Origin of the sequence: Centipeda infelix ATCC 43532 (assembly GCF_000234095.1) — a bacterium.
GTDB lineage: Bacteria > Bacillota > Negativicutes > Selenomonadales > Selenomonadaceae > Centipeda > Centipeda infelix.
Genome location: NZ_JH376797.1, coordinates 459,234 through 476,594 on the forward strand (window position 1 = coordinate 459,234; position 17,361 = coordinate 476,594).

Sequence of the window (17,361 nt, forward strand, 5' to 3'; positions counted from 1 at the left end):
AAGATGCAGGAAAGAACGCGAAAAACGGAGCATAACCAACGCCCATGCAAATACGGTCCGAGTCAGGTCGCCGAACTCACCGCTGTACGTGAGAGTGAACTTGGCGTATTTTTGGACGCAGAGACCGGGAACACCAGTGACGACATCCTGCTGCACCATGTTCAGCAGACAGCGCCCGTCAAGATTGGTGATCGCGTTCGCGTCTTCCTTTACCTCGATCCAAAACGCCGCCTCACTGCGAGCATGCGGACGCCCCGCATGAAGGAGGGGCAGGTCGCTCGTCTGCGCGTCATCAACGTCACAAAGGAAGGTGCGTTTCTCGATGTCGGGGCTGAGCGCGGTATCTTTCTCCCCTTCGCAGGGATGCGAGGCCGTCCGCAAGTCGGTGAGACCGTCTGGGCAAAGCTCTATACCGACAAATCAGGACGCCTTGCCGTAACCATGGAGGTCGAGGATGAGCTGCGCCGCGCCTCACGTCCCGCCGAAGGCGTGCGTGTAGGAGACCGCCTGAAAGGTTCCGTCTACAATATTACGGAACGCGGTGCATTTCTCTTTACCGAAGAACGCTATATTGTCTTTATCGACCACCGCGAGATTCCCAAACGGCCGCGTGTCGGCGAAACCGTCGAAATGCGTGTGACTTACCTGCGCGAGGACGGACGACTGAATGCCTCCCTGCGCCCACCAAAGGAAACGGCACAACAGGAAGACGCAGATCGGCTCCTCGCTCTCCTGAACGAACATAACGGCAGGATGCCATACACTGATGCAACATCGCCGGAGGTCATTCAGGATCGCTTTCATATCAGTAAAGCAGCATTCAAGCGCGCACTTGGTCGCTTGCTAAAGGAGGGGCTCATTGAGCAGCGTGATGGATGGACGTATTTATCCGAGAAAAACAAAAAGTCCTAGATTTTTATCAAAACAGGCAGGATTTTTTTTCTAAAGGGCGAATAGAGAGCATAGCAAACAATGTTTACAAGCATGGGGGAGAGAGATAAATGGCAGATACGGTTGCAGAAGAGAGAAAAGGCATCCTGCTTGAGACAGGAACGAACGAATTTGAGATTGTCGAGTTCAGCATTGGGAAGGTGAACTACGGCATCAACGTCGCAAAGGTCCGTGAGGTCATTACGCGTACCCCGGTCACAGCAATGCCTGAGGCACATCCCTATGTTGACGGACTGTTTACGCTCCGCGGCAAGGCAATCCCGCTCGTCAATATGGCGCGGTGCCTGAATCTCCAGACGGCAGATGAGCTCCAGAACATCATCGTTACGGAGATCAACAACTACGATATTGGCTTCCTCGTCGGCAGTGTCTACCGCATTCACCGCATTTCGTGGAAGAATATGGAGCCGGCACCGAATGTCGGTGAGGGGTCGCGTGTCGTCGGTATCATCAAGATGGAGGATCGCATTGTTCTCCTGCTTGACTTTGAAACCATCATTGCTGAGATCAACCCGGAGATCAACCAGAAACTCACAACGGTCACGGAGGCAACACAGGATGCCAAGACTCGCCGCGGAACAGCGCATATCGTGGTCGCAGAGGACTCCAAGATGCTGCGTGACCTCCTTGTGAACACATTACACGAGTCGGGATACAAGTTCATCCGCGACTTCGGCAATGGGCAGGATGCATGGGATTACTTGCAGGATCTTGCACGCAAGAATGGTCCGATCGAAAACCATGTGCGCATCATTATCTCCGATGTCGAGATGCCAAAAATGGATGGACATCGTCTGCTCAAGCTCGTACGCGAGGATGACCGTCTGGGCGAGGTTCCGCTCGTTCTCTTCTCCTCCCTCATCAGTGAGGAAATGAAGCGCAAGGGCGAAAGCCTCGGCGCATCCGGACAGGTGTCGAAGCCGGAGATCAACCAGCTTATCGATCTGTTGGATACGCTCATCTTTGGCGAGCCGCTTCACGATACCATCGACGAACACTAAGTTCGGATAATATAAGGACTGCTGTACTTCTGTACGGCAGTCCTTTTCGTTCTATTGACATGACTCTAAAATCTCGTTATCATAGAGATCAAGGAGATGGTAAAATGAAGGTAGCAGTCCTCATGGGAAGCGACTCCGACTGGCCAATCTTAAAGCCGGCGGTGGAGCTCCTGAAACAATTCGGCATCGAACCGGTGGTCAAGGTTGCCTCGGCACATCGCACGCCCTCTATTGTGCGTGATTTTGTCATGGAAGCCGATCACAACAAGGAGTTTGCGGCATTTATTGTGGCAGCGGGAGCTGCGGCACATCTTGCAGGTGTTGTAGCAAGCTACACAATCAAACCCGTCATCGGTATCCCCGTCAATGCGACACCGCTGAACGGTATGGATGCGCTGCTCAGCACAGTGCAGATGCCGTCGGGGGTTCCCGTTGCGTCCATGGCGATCAACGGTGCAAAGAATGCCGCGATCTTTGTCGCGGAAATTCTTGCCGTGTACGACACCTCGATCGCAGAAGCACTGATGGACTATCGGGAAAAGATGGTACTTGAGGTGGAAGCGAAAGCAGATCGGGTTGCAGCACAGCTGTAAACACCAATACACATAGGATAATGTCCTGTATTTAGGGAAGCACTGATAAATTCAGTGATTTCTTAGGAGAAATGGAAAGGCAGGCCGAATAATGGAGCGCAAAGAGGCTCTTTACGAGGGTAAGGCAAAGATTATCTATGCAACGGATCATTCCGATGAATACCTCGTATACTATAAGGATGATGCAACTGCCGGCAACGGTGCAAAGAAGGGGACGATTGCCGACAAGGGGGTCATGAACAACAAGATGACGGCGTTCTTCTTCGATCTTCTTGCAAAGGAAGGAATCCCTCATCACTATATCTCCATGCCGAGTGACCGTGAGATGATTGTCAAGAAACTTACGATCATCCCACTCGAGGTCATCATCCGTAATGTTGCCGCAGGTTCACTTGCTCAGCGTCTCGGACTTGAGGAAGGCGTTCCGATGCCGTTTCCGATCATTGAATACTGCTACAAGAACGACGATCTCGGCGACCCCATGCTCAACCGCTACCATATCCGTGCGATGAAGATTGCAACGGATGCTGAGCTGGACGAGATTGAGCGCATGTCGCTGAAGATCAACGATATCCTTACGAAGTTCCTCAAGACCAAGCGCGTCGATCTCATCGACTTCAAACTCGAATTTGGCAAAGATGCAAACGGAAATATCATCCTTGCTGACGAGATTTCTCCGGACAACTGCCGTTTCTGGGACAGCGATACGAAGGAGAAGCTGGACAAGGATCGTTTCCGCCGTGATCTCGGCAATGTAGAGAATGCCTATAAGGAGATGCTCCACAGGCTGACGGGAGAAGCATAAGAGAGATGTACGAAAAAGTGCCAAAGTGGAAGGAAGAATGCGGCATCTACGGTGTGTACTCCCATGGGGAGGACGTGTCCGAAATGACGTATCTTGGTCTCTTTGCGCTCCAGCACCGCGGACAGGAGAGCGCTGGCATTGCACTCACGGATGGTTATTGGATCGATGTCAAAAAGGGCATGGGTCTGGTCAGCGAGGTATTCCGTGAGCAGCTTCCTCATCTCGATCATGCTAAAATTGCCATTGGACACGTCCGCTATGCAACGACGGGCTTCAGTCTTGCTGCAAACGCACAACCTCTGCGCGTCAACTACGCAGGTGGAGCCCTTGCCCTTGCCCACAACGGTGACCTTACGAATGCTGCGCTGATTCGCCGCGATCTTGAAAGCAAAGGAACGGTCTTTCAGACAACAATTGATTCCGAGGTGTTTGTTCATCTCATCGCACGCTCACAGAAGACTTCCATCGAGGAGCGCATCCTCGAGGCAGTCAGTGTGGTACGCGGTGCTTTCTGTCTTTCGATCATGACAGAAGACAAGCTGATCGGCGTGCGTGACCCGCAGGGGTTCCGCCCCCTCTGCATCGGACGGACACCGGATGGCGGATGGGTTCTGTCCTCAGAGACCTGCGCCCTTGATGTCAACGGTGCTGCATTCGTGCGCGATGTATTGCCAGGTGAAATGGTCGTCATCGACAGCGATGGGCTCAAGTCCTATCGCTTTTCCAATGGGGAAGATGTTGCTTCCTGCATCTTCGAATACATCTATTTTGCGCGCCCGGATTCCATCATTGATGGGCAGTCCGTCCATACAGCGCGCTTTGAGATGGGACGCGTTCTCGCACGCGAATCCGGTTTTCGCGGCGATGTCGTCATCTCTGTCCCGGATTCCGGCACAACTGCAGCGACCGGTTTTGCCTATGAGGCAGGTATTCCATTTGCCGAAGGGTTGATCAAGAATCGCTACATTGGACGCACATTCATCCAGCCGACGCAAAAGCAGCGCGATGCAGCAGTCAAACTGAAATTGAGCCCCGTACGTTCCGTCGTAGCGGGGAAGTCGGTCATCATGGTGGACGATTCCATCGTACGCGGTACGACGAGCGGAAAGATCGTGCGGCTGCTGCGAAACGCCGGAGCGCGTGAAATTCACGTCTGCATCAGCAGTCCGCCGATTACCGATCCGTGCTACTATGGCATTGATACATCCATCCGCAAAGAACTGATCTCCGCGACCAAGAGTGTGGAGGAGATCTGCGACTTCATCGGGGCTGATTCACTCCATTTCATCTCAATCGAAGGGCTGCGTCAATGTGTTCCGGCACTCAATCCGGATCACATGTGCTACGCCTGCTTTAACAACAACTATCCTGTTCCTGAAGAGGATGCGACACTCGACGAGGATGATAAGCTCATACTCGAGCGGAGGCGGATTGCACAGCGTGAAAGGGGGCTTTGAGAACCGATGGAGAGAATGACCTACCGTGATGCGGGCGTTGATATCGATGCAGGAAACGAGTCTGTATCTCTGATTAAGGACGCCGTCCGTGCAACCTACCGCTCAGAGGTGATGGGGGATCTCGGTGGCTTTGGTGGGCTGTTTGCCCTGAATACCAAGGACTATAAAGAGCCGGTTCTCGTATCGGGAACGGACGGTGTCGGAACGAAGCTGCGTCTCGCTTTCCTACTGAACAAACACGATACGATTGGGCAGGACGCAGTAGCGATGTGCGTCAACGATATTCTCGTGCAGGGAGCAGAACCTCTTTTCTTCCTCGACTATCTTGCCGTCGGCAAACTCGAGCCGATGCAGGTTTCCGAGGTCGTTACAGGTGTTGCGCGTGCCTGCAAGGAATCCGGCTGTGCACTGATCGGCGGCGAAACAGCGGAGATGGCGGGGTTTTATCCCATAGGAGAATACGATATTGCAGGGTTCTCTGTGGGCGTTGCAGAACGCTCCAAGCTCATTACCCCCGCCCGTGTAAAAGCAGGCGATGTCCTGCTCGGTCTGCCGTCGTCGGGGGTACACTCAAACGGATACTCCCTCGTACGCAAAATTGTCTTTGAGCGCAAGGGCTTCAAAGGCGATGAGTATATAGAGGAACTCGGTCAAACCATTGGCGAGGAACTGCTGACTCCGACGCGCCTCTATCCGCGCATCTGTCTGCCGCTCATTCGAGAGTTTGATATTCACGGCATGGTGCATATCACAGGCGGCGGTTTCTACGAAAATATCCCACGCGCCCTGCCTGATCATATGGGGGCAGAGGTAAACGGTGCGGCATGGACGATCCCGCCGGTCTTCCGTCTGCTACAGGAGTGGGGGAATGTTGACTGGACGGAAATGTACCGCACATTCAACATGGGCATCGGTATGGTACTCATTGTTTCATCGGACGAAGCAAATCGTATCACAGCTCGGTTGAATGCGCAGAATGAAACAGTGTACCACATCGGTCATGTAACAGAAGGGACGCATGAGGTCGTCATCAAGGGCGGTGTCTTTGATGCGTGAGGAAAAGCTTGGCATACTCTGCTCGGGACGAGGTTCCAATCTAGCATCGATTATCGAGGCAATTGAGCGTGAAGAGATCCCTGCTGAAATTGCGGTCGTCATTGCAGACAAGCGCGATGCCTATGCACTCGAACGCGCGCGGGCGAAGGGGATTCCCACCGTTGCCGTCGTCTATCGGGACTATGCGGAGCGCGCAGACTTCGAGCGCGCCATGCTGGATGAGATGCATGCCCACGGTGTAACCCTCGTAGTTCTTGCAGGATTCATGCGGATGCTCTCTCCCGTTTTCGTCCATGCGTATACGGGTCGTATCTTGAACATCCACCCTGCACTCCTTCCGAGCTTTCCGGGGGCACATGCCCATCGTGATGCACTTGCTTATGGCGTGAAGGTCAGCGGCTGCACCGTTCACTTCGTGGATGAAGGAATGGACTCCGGCCCCATCATACTACAGGCATCTGTTCCTGTGATGGAAGACGATACCGAGGAAACACTTGCGGCGCGCGTTCTGGAACAGGAACATCGGATATTCCCGGAGGCAATCAAACTCTATGTGGAAGACAGACTGCGTACAGATGGGCGACGGGTTCACATCCTGCCCGCCGCTGAAGGAGGATCATTATGAAGATAAAACGTGCTCTGATCAGTGTATCCGACAAGACGGGTGTGGTGGAATTTGCACGCGTACTGCATAAAGCAGGAGTTGAGATTGTCTCCACGGGCGGAACAATGAAGGCACTCCGTGAGGCGGGTATCCCGGTCATCTATGTCAGCGATGTGACGGGCTTCCCCGAGATCATGGACGGACGCGTCAAGACGCTGCATCCATTTGTGCATGGCGGTATTCTTGCTGTGCGCGGCAATCAGACACATGAGAAGGCATTGCGCGAGCTGAAAATTACACCGATCGATCTCGTTGCGGTCAATCTCTATCCCTTTAAGGAAACGGTTGCAAATCCGAATGTCACACTTGCTGAGGCAGTTGAGCAGATTGACATCGGCGGTCCTGCGATGATTCGCGCTGCAGCGAAAAACTTCAAATTTGTCACCGTCATTACAAATCCCACACGCTATGCGGAGATTGCGGAGAAGATCGAAAAGGACGGAGCGGTCGACGGCATGACACGGATGCGGCTTGCGCATGAAGCATTTGCCCATACCGCTGACTATGACAGCGCGATCAACGCATATCTTTCCGGGCAGTTAGAAAAATGAGGAAGACGACGTGAACATTCTTGTAATCGGGTCAGGCGGTCGCGAGCACGCGCTTTTCTGGAAGCTCAAAGAGAGTCCGTTGACGGACAGCATCTATGCCCTGCCCGGAAACCCGGGAATGGGGGAGCAGATCGACATCTCTGCGACGGACAACGAAGCAATCCTGAAATTTGCCAAGGAGAAAGAAATCGGACTTGTGGTCGTCGGTCCCGAGATTCCTCTCACAAATGGGCTTGTGAACGAGCTCGAGAGTGCAGGGATTCGTGCATTTGGACCGCGCGCAAATGCGGCAGAGCTTGAGAGTTCAAAATCCTTCGCAAAAGATCTCATGAAGAAGTATGGGATTCCAACGGCGCGTTATGAAGTCTTTACTGAGGCAGAACCCGCACGCGCATATATTCGCAAAGAGGGCGCGCCAATCGTCGTCAAGGCGGACGGCCTTGCCGCAGGGAAGGGCGTCATTGTTGCCATGTCGGAGCAGGAGGCACTCGATGCCATAGATGCGATCATGGAGGATAATACCTTCGGGGAGGCGGGAACACGCGTCGTTATCGAAGAGTTTATGGAGGGGGAGGAAGCGTCGCTGCTTGCCTTCACCGACGGGAAGATCATCCGTCCCATGATCAGCGCACAGGATCATAAGCGCGCTCTGGACGGAGACAAGGGTCCGAACACGGGTGGAATGGGCACCTATGCGCCTGCCCCTGTCATGACACCGGAGATGACGGAACGTGCAACAGAGGAGATTCTAAAGCCGACAATTGCCGCCATGGCAAAAGAGGGCAGAGTCTATCGCGGCTGTCTTTATCTCGGTCTGATGATTACAAAGGACGGACCAAAGGTCGTCGAGTTCAACGCACGCTTTGGTGATCCCGAGACACAAGTGGTTCTCCCTTTGCTCGATGGTGATCTCGTCCGGATCATGTGCGCCTGTTCTGATGGAACACTCGCAGATGTGCCTATACACTGGAAAAGCGGGGCAGCCGTCTGTGTCGTCTTGGCGGCAGACGGATATCCTGCATCCTATGAAAAGGGGCATGAGATTCGTGGCATCAGAGCTGCAGAGGACACGGGCGCGCTTGTGTTCCATGCAGGAACTGCGAAGCAGAACGGCAAGATCATCACGAACGGTGGGCGCGTACTTGGAGTTGTCGGTATGGGGGAAGACATCGCATCTGCGGTGAAAAAATCCTACGCTGCCGTCGAGAAAATATCCTTTAAGGATGCCTATTATCGTAAGGACATTGCACATCGTGCATTAAGGAATCGCTGATAAAATGAAGTCAGTCAGATTGGTGTAGATTTTTTGTTCGATCAAGGAGACAAACCGGACGCATAGCCGAAGCTATGTGGAGGATTTGTCGACGAAGAGAGGGCGAAAAAGATGCGCCAAGATGACATGGCTGAATTTATCAGTGCTTCCTTAAATCGCTAGTTATAAAAAAGTTGGGGTCGCCGTTATTTTTCGGTGACCCTTATTTTTATGCAAACTTTATCAGCGATTCCCTAGATTCATATTCATAAATTGTTGACAAGTATTATCATTCTGTGATAGTTTTGTTGAATTGGAATATGGGGATAAACAGGGAGATGGTAGCGTGCTGACATCCTATGACAAAAATTATCTGAGAATAGGCCTTCCTGCCGCACTGGAAGGTGTCCTGATGATCTTTCTGAGCAATGCAGACATCATTATGGTTGGCAGTCTGGGAACGGGTGCCATTGCTGCCGTCAGTATCTTTTCACAGCCACGCATGATGCTCCTGACGGTCGCACGTTCGGTAGCGGCAGCCGTCACCATACTGATTGCGGAACGATTTGGCCGCGATCAGCATGATGCCTATGGTGATATTCTCAAAAAAACAATCGTTCTTGTTTTTGTTGTCCTTGGACTCGCACATATCGGGTTCTTCATCTATCTCGATGCAATTCTCCTGTGGATGGGAGCACAGCAAGACTATCTCTCCGACGCAATGATCTACGGTCTCTGGACGCTGCCCGCTGTCTTCATTACCTCCATGACGACGCTCATGCAGGCGGTCATGTTTGGACGCGGGGAGTCCATGCGTGTCCTCTCAATCAACATACAGGGAAATGTCGTCAACGTCATCCTCAATGCACTCCTGATCTTTGGTCTTGGACCATTCCCACAGCTCGGTGTTCTTGGTGCTGCACTTGGAACAATCGGCGGAACAGTTTGGTCATTCTACCTCACCCTGCGTGTACTCTATGCATGGGGCATCTTTGCACAGGGAAATTATTGTCTGACGCGCGCCTATCTGCGTGAATTTCTCAGCGTATTTGGTGGTATCTTCAGTGAGCAGGGATTTGAACGCATCGGCATGGTCGTCTATACCCGCATGGTTGCGGAACTTGGGACGATTCCGTATGCAATCCATGCAATTGCAATGAACTTCTGTGATTTCTACTACAACTTCTGCAATGGAATGGGGAAGTCGAGCACGGTTCTCGCGGGACACAATAAGGATCAGCAGAAAAGAAATGAATGGCGCCGCTACCTTTGGACGGGTATGCGGTGGAGTCTGATTTTTTCTACCGTCGCATTCCTCGTGACCTATGTACTGCGTGAGCAAATCTTCGGTGTCTATGCGCATGATCCGGAACTTCTGCCTCTTGGCAGCCTCATTATTGCATATGTTGCCGTTGTCAGCTTTCCCGAGGCATATCAAATGGTCTGTGCGGGTATTCTGCGCGCCAGTGGGAAAACAACGCAGGTGGCAGCATACTCCTTTATCAGCATCACCATTGTGCGCCCGATCATCACCTATATCTTGCTCTATGAGTTCCATATGGGACTAGAGGGAGCATGGCTGTCACTGGCACTCGATCAGAGTATGCGCGCCATCTGTGCAGCCATACTCCTGCGCAAGGTATATCATGAAAGAAATTCCAAGCATGCATTGAATCCATGTTAAGAAAGAATTAAGATAAAGTACAAGGGACTTTCTGACTATCCAAATACAACAATCTGAAATAGGTGTCTTGACAAGTATATCTAATATGGATATACTATGTTTGAATTTATGTTGAAAACCGAATACATAACGTTGCGAGTGTCGACGGATGAGTATTACTTTGTACGCATTCTGTTGAGCGATGAGAGGAAAATGGGTGGAATGCCCATGCTGTCCCGCAGCCGTAAATAGGGAGTGTTCTTCCACAGGCGCAGAGCCTGTGCCTGTAAAGTCACTGGGATAACCCCGGGAAGGCGGAAGAATGCAGCGATCTATGAGCCGGAAAGCCTGCTCGCAATAAGATTCATTGATGGACTCACGAGAGATGAGGAGATGAATGCTGCGATTTTCAGTGCTTGGGGGAGACCTGCACAATCGCTGTGTTTTGCGTTCTACTAACGCCTGTCTCAAAAGAGGCAGGCGTTTTTTATTTTGTCATTATAAAAAGGAGTTGGGGAGTTGAGTGCAAAAGCAATCCTGATGCGTTTGGTGCAGATGGTCTTTACCTTGCTGGGCGTTAGTTTCTTAACATTCAGCCTGACCTTTATTGCGCCGGGCGATCCTGTGGATGCAATTCTCGAGACAGGCGATACGATTGTCTCACAGGAGACAATTGAGCAGACCCGCCACGAGCTGGGGCTGGATCGACCGTTCCACGAACAGTATCTCAGTTGGCTGAACGGTGTGGTACACGGAGATATGGGGCGTTCCTACTCGGCAAAAATTCCGGTACAGGATAAACTCTTGCAGAATCTGCCGGGAACACTTTTTCTTGCGGGAACGGCAATCGTGATGATGCTGATCATCTCACTTCCGGCAGGAGTTATCTCAGCACTCTATCGTAATCGGTGGCCGGATCAAGTCATACGATTCTTCACCTTTCTCGGTGTCTCCATGCCGAGCTTCTGGGTGGGACTTATTCTGCTCTATGTATTTGGTCTGAAGCTTGGACTTTTCCCGATTGCAGGCGGCGAGGTCAGCCTTGATCGTATGATTCTCCCTGCCTTTACACTTGCCATCCTGCTGTCGTCGAAGTATACGCGGCAAGTACGTACAGCGGTACTTGAGGAGCTCGGGCAGGACTACGTCACGGGTCTCAAGGCACGCGGCATGTCGATGACACGCATCCTCCTTCGTCACGTTCTGCCGAATGCGTTCTTGCCGCTCATCACACTGCTCGGCCTTGCCATTGGCTGGCTGCTCGGCGGTGTCGCCGTTATCGAGATCGTATTCTCGTGGCCGGGCATCGGACGCGTTGCGGTGCGTGCGATCGAAGCGCGCGACTATCCGCTCCTCCAGGGCTTTGTCCTCTGGATTGCAACGCTCTATATGTTTGTGAACCTCATCGTTGATATATCCTATGCGTATCTTGATCCGAGACTCAGGAAGGGGGCGAAAGCATGATGCGGGATCAACTGCTGTTTCGTATCTATACAGGCATCATCCTGTTGATTGTGCTTGTCGCCATCTGTGCGCCGCTGATCTCGTCATACGATCCGTATGAGTCGCAGATTCAGAATTCGCTCCTGCCGCCATCCGCTGAGCATTACTTTGGCACAGATAAGCTCGGGCGCGATATCTTTACGCGTATTCTGTACGGTGCGCGCATCTCGATTACGATGGCGCTCACAGTTGTCATCATCTCGTCAGGACTTGGCACACTGATTGGTGTCATCTCCGCCTATATTGGCGGCAAGGTCGACAATGCCATCATGCGTCTGACCGACGTGTTCCTTGCATTTCCGGGCATCGTGCTTGCCATTGCGATTGCAGGCGTGCTCGGCGGGAGTGCAGTCAACGCAGTTCTTGCCGTTGTTATTGTAGGCTGGACAAAGTATGCGCGTCTTGCACGCAGTATGACGCTGAAGGTTAAGCAGCAGGATTTCCTAGCTGCTGCAATTACAAATGGTACACGACCGATTGCGATGATTCGTCGGCATATCCTGCCGAATATTATACCGATTATCATTGTGACTGCCGCACTCGACATCGGCGCACTCATGATGGAGCTTGCTGGGCTCTCCTTCCTCGGATTTGGCGCACAGCCGCCGACACCGGAATGGGGACTCATGCTGAATGAGGGCCGCCAGCTGATTCAGACGGCACCCTGGCTTATGATTTTCCCAGGACTTGCAATTGCTTCTGTGGTTGCAATCTTTAATCTATGGGGAGATAGTCTGCGGGATATTATGGACCCGCGCAAGGCAAATTAAAGGAGGAACATATGGGAAAGAAAAAACGATGGCTGACAGCACTGCTGACAGGCTGCATGGCAGCTGCACTGCTGACGGGATGCGGCGGCGGTCAGTCGGCAGGGGACAAGACGACGCTGAAGGTCGGTGTGACGAACTTTGCAGACTCGCTCGAACCGACGGAAAATGCCTTCGGATGGGTCGTCATGCGCTACGGCATGGGCGAGACACTAACTCAGTTTGATGAGAAAATGAATATCCAGCCGTGGCTTGCTGAGAGCTGGGAAATCAGCGATGACAAGCTGACGTGGACATTTAAGATTCGCGATGTCAAATTCTCGAACGGGCGCCCACTTACGGCAGAGGCGGTCAAAGCATCACTTGAGCGTGCGTTTGCAAAGAATACACGCGCAGCAACATTCTTCACGTATACAAATATGACTGCAGACGGGCAGATACTCAAGATTACAACGGATAAACCTGCACCGAGCATGCTCGGCTACCTTGCAGATCCGCTTTTTCTCATTGTCGACGTTGAGAGTGAGAAGGAGCGCAACTTCGCAACGCAGGGTCCCATCTGCACGGGGCCCTATGTATGCGAGTCCTTCGTGAAGGAAAAGGCCGTCATGAAGAAGAACCCGAACTATTGGGGTGGCGAAGTGCCTTATGAGACGGTCGAGATCCCGTCGATCGACGATCCGAACACGCGCGCAATGGCACTCCAGTCGGGAGAAGTCGATATGGCGGTCAACATCGCTGCAGGTGATCTTGGCCTCTTTAATGATACGTCGAAGTTCCATGTAGATCGTATCGCATCGCTGCGTACGGTTCTCGCACGCATTAATCAGAAGGGGATTCTCGGCGATCCGAAGGTACGCGCTGCATTTATCTCAATGACAGATCGCAAGGCATACAATGAGGTAATCCTGAAGGGAACGTTCATCCCGGGCAAGGCTCCGGTTCCGCCCTCTCTCGACTATGGCTTCGATCAGCTCACCGACCCGAATGCATACAATGTCGACCGTGCAAAGCAGCTTCTCGACGAGGCAGGCTGGAAGGATACGGATGGCGATGGCATCCGTGATAAGGACGGCAAACCGCTGTCTGTGGACTTTATCATCTACAACAGCCGTGCAGAGCTGCCGATCTATGCAGAGGCAGTACAGGCAGATGCCAAGAAGGTCGGTATCGACGTAAAGGTAAAGTCTGTCGATTACAATTTGCTCGACAAAATTGGGATCAATGGCGAGTACGATCTTCTGATTTCCAACATCACCACAGCGAATACAGGCGATCCTGAGATCTATCTCAATTGGTACTGGCGCACAAACGTGAACGGCAACAACCCGCAGAACGGCTCAGGATACAGCAACCCAGAATATGATGCACTTTGCGCACAGCTTGCTGTTGAGTTTGACCGTGCAAAGCGCCGTCAACTGATGATCGATATGCAACAGATTCTGCTGAATGATGGAGCTGCATTGTTCCTCGGCTACCCAGAGACAAACATCGTCAGTTCGACAAAGATCACGGGTGCGATTATGCATCCGGCGGATTACTACTGGATCACGAGCAAGATCAAACCTGCAAAGTAATAAGGAGGAGAAGCCCGAATGTTGATTGAGGTGCGAGGACTAAAAATCGCATACGAAGGCACGGAAATGGTGCACGGTGTGGACTTCACCCTCAAGGACGGGGAAGTGCTGACCATTGTCGGCGAAAGCGGCAGCGGAAAGACCACCGTCATTCGGGCGATGCTCGGCTGTCTGCCGCATGTCGGCAGAGTAACGGCGGGCGAGATCCTCTATGACGGGAAGGATATGACAAAGTGCAGCGCGGAGGAGTGGCGTCACGTAAGCGGAAAGACTGCTGCGATGATCTTCCAGGACAGTGGCAGCATGATGGATCCGATTCGTACCATCGGCGAGCAGTTTGTGGAGTATATTCAGACTCATGAGTCCATTGGTGCGAAGGAGGCAGCTGCACAGGCACAGGATATGCTTGCACGTATGCATCTGTCCAATCCCGCGAATGTAATGAAGAGCTTTCCGTTTGAACTTTCAGGCGGCATGCGTCAGCGTGTTGGTGTTGCAATGGCGATGTTCTTCAAGCCGGCACTCCTGCTGGCTGACGAACCAACGTCTGCGTTGGACGTGACCACACAGGCACAGGTCGTCAATGAGATGATGGATATCTGCCAGAAGGATGGCACATCCATTGTCCTTGTGACGCACAACCTCGGTGTCGCGGCCTATATGTCGGATCAGATCATGGTCATGCAGAACGGCAATGTCATCGAGCATGGCACTGCCGAAGAAATTATTGAACACGCGCAGAAGGACTACACCAAGGAACTCCTGCGTGCCGTACCACAGATTGGAGGAAAGCGTTATGACGCAGTCGGAGCGTGAGATCATCCTGCGCATCGAGCATATCACCAAACGCTTCCCCCTTGAGGGCGGCAAAGTTCTTACGGCATGTGACGATGTGACATTTCCCGTATATCGTGGAGAAATCCTCGGTATTGTCGGTGAAAGCGGCTGTGGAAAAAGTACGCTTGTGCGCACGCTGATGCAGCTTCATGCACCATCCGAAGGACAAATCTTCTTCAGAGACAAGGAAATTACGGGGCTGAAGGGCGAGGATGCCCGCAATATGCGGCGCAATATCCAGATGGTCTTTCAGGATCCTACAACCTCCTTCAATCCGAAGATGAAGATCAAGGACATCATCTGTGAACCGTTGCGGAACTTTGGACTCCTCAAAGGGAGCGCACATGACAAGGCAGCCGAGCTGCTGCGTCTTGTCGATCTACCCGAGGACTTTGCCGAACGCTATCCCGCAAATATGAGCGGGGGACAGCGCCAGCGCGTAGGAATTGCGCGCGCACTGGCATTGGAGCCGGAGATTCTGGTCTGTGACGAGGCAACAAGTGCGCTTGATGTTTCTGTGCAGGAGACGATTGTTGAACTGCTTGTCCGTATTCAACGGGAACGAAATCTAACAATCCTGTTCATCTGTCATGACCTTGCACTTGTGTCACGTTTATGCACGCGCGTTGTCGTCATGTACTTTGGAAAGGTTGTGGAGCAGCTGGATGGACAGGATCTTGCTCATGCAAAGCATCCCTACACCCAAAAGCTCCTCTCGTCCGTATTTACACTCCTGCCGAAAGGGAAAGCTCCGCGCATCGTCGTTCCGAATGTGGAGATTTCTGCATAGATGTCATTTCATATGAAGTGGATAAATTTAGCGCTTCTCATACTTACCCTAAAAGAGCAGTGATCTTTCACTGCTCTTTTATAATTCCATATAATAAACCTTGTATAAACATTGAATTGCGAGAAGGAAGCTTTTCAAATTTTATCTTGCTGTCAATCTGAAATAATGATATTATTGTGTTGTGAGTTTTGGTGCATCCCTCCGACTTTACATCTTCTTAGGGAGGAATCTGGATTTATGTTTAATTTCAAGCAGAAAGATGACGAATTCTTCGACTTGTTCCTGGAAAGCGCAAAGTTTTTTCAAAAAGGAGCATTTGTCTTAGATGAAGTCATGAAGGATTATACCTCCGCAACTGCAAAGGTAGAGGAAATCAACCGTATTGAACATGAAGCAGATGCCATCAATGACCGTATCATTGATAAGCTAAATCTCACCTTCATCACACCGATTGACCGTGAAGATATCTATGCTCTAGCAAACAATCTGGACGATGGTGTCGATCTCTTGCAGGGGATACTGCAGCGATATGAAATGTACCGCATGGGAAAACCAATGCCAGGCGCAGTCAATCTGACAAAGCTTCTGATCTCAGCGACTGAGGAAATTGTACGTGCAGTCTCCTTGCTTGGAAACATACGCAAAAATCAGGTACAGATCCTAGATGCCTCACACAAGATTGAACGATATGAGAGCGAAGGAGATCTCATCTATCGGAGTGAAGTTGCCTATCTGTTCGATAATGAAAAAGATCCCATTGAGCTCATCCGATGGAAGGATGTGTTAGAACAGTTGGAGGATACGCTGGATCATTGTGAACTCATTGCGGATATGCTGCGGGGAGTGGTAATGAAATATGCCTGACTTCCAGCTTTTAATCTTCCTGGTCATACTTTTGGCACTTGTATTTGATTTCATTAATGGGTTTCATGATACAGCAAATGCAATTGCAACCTCTGTTTCAACAAGAGCCATTCATCCACAGCATGCAATTATCATGGCGGCCGTACTCAACTTTTTGGGAGCTATGTATAGCACGGGGGTTGCAAAAACCATTGGATCGGATATTGTCAAATCGGCATCCCATGTAGATGAACATATACTGATTGCGGCACTCTTCGGTTCCATTGTATGGAACATCATTACGTGGCGGATCGGATTGCCGTCCAGCAGTTCCCATGCACTCATCGGAGGGCTGGTCGGTGCAGTACTCATGTCAACCGCAGGAATAGATGGGCTTAATTTCTACGGTATCGGTAAGATTATTCTCTCTCTGATTCTGTCGCCACTCGTTGGCATGGTATTGGGATGCATCATCATGCTTCTCTTGTTCCGTTTCTTTGGCCGCTTCCGTCCTACTGCGATCAATGGGAAATTCAAGAAAATGCAGATTTTAACCGCAGCTACGATGGCATTTTCTCACGGATCAAACGATGCCCAAAAATCCATGGGTATTATGACACTGGCACTCCTTGCGGGTGGATATATCGATGTGTTTGAGGTTCCAACCTATGTCAAGGTACTTGCAGCAACCGCCATGGCGTGCGGAACGGCTGTCGGTGGTTGGCGTATCATCAAGACGATTGGGGGAAAGATATTCAAGCTTCAGCCGATTTCCGGATTTGCGGCAGATCTGAATTCCTCCATTATCATATTCGGTGCAACGCTCTTACATCTCCCCGTAAGCACGACACATGTCGTTTCCGGCTCTATCATGGGCGTAGGGGCGGCAAAACGCATCAACGCAGTTCGTTGGGGCGTTGCTCAACAGATGGTTGTAGCATGGGTGATGACAATTCCGTGCACAGCGATCATGGGCGCTCTTACATATCAATTTGTAACATTATTTATTTAAGGAAAAGTATATAAAAATCCTGCTCGCTTGGAGAGCAGG

The 17,361-nt window shown here is 51.5% G+C and carries 18 protein-coding genes and 1 riboswitch; all 18 genes read left to right on the plus strand.

Annotated features, from left to right (window positions below; translation table 11 throughout):
• The first annotated feature begins 3 nt into the window (after positions 1 to 3).
• The 18 genes from HMPREF9334_RS02265 to HMPREF9334_RS02345 all read left to right on the plus strand — a co-directional run bounded on the left by HMPREF9334_RS02265 (position 4) and on the right by HMPREF9334_RS02345 (position 17,322).
• Positions 4 to 912: a CvfB family protein gene (locus tag HMPREF9334_RS02265; RefSeq protein ID WP_006691880.1), complete on the plus strand. Its 909-nt coding sequence runs from the start codon at positions 4 to 6 to the stop codon at positions 910 to 912.
• An 89-nt stretch (positions 913 to 1,001) separates the two neighbouring features.
• Positions 1,002 to 1,952, plus strand: coding sequence for a chemotaxis protein (locus tag HMPREF9334_RS02270; RefSeq protein ID WP_006691881.1), 951 nt, complete (start codon positions 1,002 to 1,004; stop codon positions 1,950 to 1,952).
• A gap of 104 nt (positions 1,953 to 2,056) precedes the next feature.
• A complete protein-coding gene (purE, locus tag HMPREF9334_RS02275; protein ID WP_006691882.1) occupies positions 2,057 to 2,545 on the plus strand; it encodes a 5-(carboxyamino)imidazole ribonucleotide mutase in 489 nt (162 codons plus the stop codon).
• 91 nt (positions 2,546 to 2,636) lie between these two features.
• Positions 2,637 to 3,350, plus strand: a complete 714-nt coding sequence (gene purC / locus HMPREF9334_RS02280) for a phosphoribosylaminoimidazolesuccinocarboxamide synthase (protein WP_006691883.1) — start codon at positions 2,637 to 2,639, stop codon at positions 3,348 to 3,350.
• Positions 3,351 to 3,355: 5 nt separating this feature from the next.
• On the plus strand, positions 3,356 to 4,807 hold the full coding sequence (gene purF, locus HMPREF9334_RS02285) for an amidophosphoribosyltransferase (protein WP_006691884.1): 1,452 nt from the start codon (positions 3,356 to 3,358) through the stop codon (positions 4,805 to 4,807).
• A gap of 6 nt (positions 4,808 to 4,813) precedes the next feature.
• Complete coding sequence (purM, locus tag HMPREF9334_RS02290; protein WP_006691885.1) at positions 4,814 to 5,863, plus strand: phosphoribosylformylglycinamidine cyclo-ligase; 1,050 nt, start codon at positions 4,814 to 4,816, stop codon at positions 5,861 to 5,863.
• Complete coding sequence (gene purN / locus HMPREF9334_RS02295; protein WP_006691886.1) at positions 5,856 to 6,488, plus strand: phosphoribosylglycinamide formyltransferase; 633 nt, start codon at positions 5,856 to 5,858, stop codon at positions 6,486 to 6,488. Before purM ends, purN begins: the two co-directional genes overlap by 8 nt.
• Complete coding sequence (locus HMPREF9334_RS02300) at positions 6,485 to 7,078, plus strand: IMP cyclohydrolase (RefSeq protein ID WP_006691887.1); 594 nt, start codon at positions 6,485 to 6,487, stop codon at positions 7,076 to 7,078. Before purN ends, HMPREF9334_RS02300 begins: the two co-directional genes overlap by 4 nt.
• Before the next feature lie 10 nt (positions 7,079 to 7,088).
• On the plus strand, positions 7,089 to 8,351 hold the full coding sequence (gene purD / locus HMPREF9334_RS02305) for a phosphoribosylamine--glycine ligase (RefSeq protein WP_006691888.1): 1,263 nt from the start codon (positions 7,089 to 7,091) through the stop codon (positions 8,349 to 8,351).
• A 28-nt stretch (positions 8,352 to 8,379) separates the two neighbouring features.
• Positions 8,380 to 8,505, plus strand: a complete 126-nt coding sequence (locus HMPREF9334_RS12435; RefSeq protein ID WP_237142746.1) for a secretion protein HlyD — start codon at positions 8,380 to 8,382, stop codon at positions 8,503 to 8,505.
• Between the two features lie 171 nt (positions 8,506 to 8,676).
• A complete protein-coding gene (locus tag HMPREF9334_RS02310; RefSeq protein WP_039957150.1) occupies positions 8,677 to 10,014 on the plus strand; it encodes an MATE family efflux transporter in 1,338 nt (445 codons plus the stop codon).
• 124 nt (positions 10,015 to 10,138) lie between these two features.
• Positions 10,139 to 10,363, plus strand: a riboswitch (cobalamin riboswitch).
• Positions 10,364 to 10,512: 149 nt separating this feature from the next.
• Positions 10,513 to 11,457, plus strand: coding sequence for a nickel ABC transporter permease (gene nikB, locus HMPREF9334_RS02315; RefSeq protein ID WP_172837389.1), 945 nt, complete (start codon positions 10,513 to 10,515; stop codon positions 11,455 to 11,457).
• Positions 11,454 to 12,266 carry a nickel transporter permease gene (nikC, locus tag HMPREF9334_RS02320; protein ID WP_006691891.1) on the plus strand — a complete coding sequence of 271 codons (813 nt, stop codon included), beginning with the start codon at positions 11,454 to 11,456 and terminating at the stop codon, positions 12,264 to 12,266. The genes nikB and nikC overlap by 4 nt, the downstream gene beginning before the upstream one ends.
• A gap of 11 nt (positions 12,267 to 12,277) precedes the next feature.
• Positions 12,278 to 13,840, plus strand: a complete 1,563-nt coding sequence (locus HMPREF9334_RS02325) for an ABC transporter substrate-binding protein (protein WP_006691892.1) — start codon at positions 12,278 to 12,280, stop codon at positions 13,838 to 13,840.
• 18 nt (positions 13,841 to 13,858) lie between these two features.
• Entirely contained in the window at positions 13,859 to 14,656 is a 798-nt protein-coding gene (locus HMPREF9334_RS02330; RefSeq protein ID WP_006691893.1) for an ABC transporter ATP-binding protein, read from the plus strand.
• A complete protein-coding gene (locus HMPREF9334_RS02335) occupies positions 14,637 to 15,467 on the plus strand; it encodes an ABC transporter ATP-binding protein (protein WP_006691894.1) in 831 nt (276 codons plus the stop codon). Before HMPREF9334_RS02330 ends, HMPREF9334_RS02335 begins: the two co-directional genes overlap by 20 nt.
• A gap of 237 nt (positions 15,468 to 15,704) precedes the next feature.
• Positions 15,705 to 16,331, plus strand: coding sequence for a DUF47 domain-containing protein (locus tag HMPREF9334_RS02340; RefSeq protein WP_006691895.1), 627 nt, complete (start codon positions 15,705 to 15,707; stop codon positions 16,329 to 16,331).
• Positions 16,324 to 17,322, plus strand: a complete 999-nt coding sequence (locus tag HMPREF9334_RS02345) for an inorganic phosphate transporter (protein ID WP_006691896.1) — start codon at positions 16,324 to 16,326, stop codon at positions 17,320 to 17,322. The genes HMPREF9334_RS02340 and HMPREF9334_RS02345 overlap by 8 nt, the downstream gene beginning before the upstream one ends.
• Positions 17,323 to 17,361 lie beyond the last annotated feature (39 nt).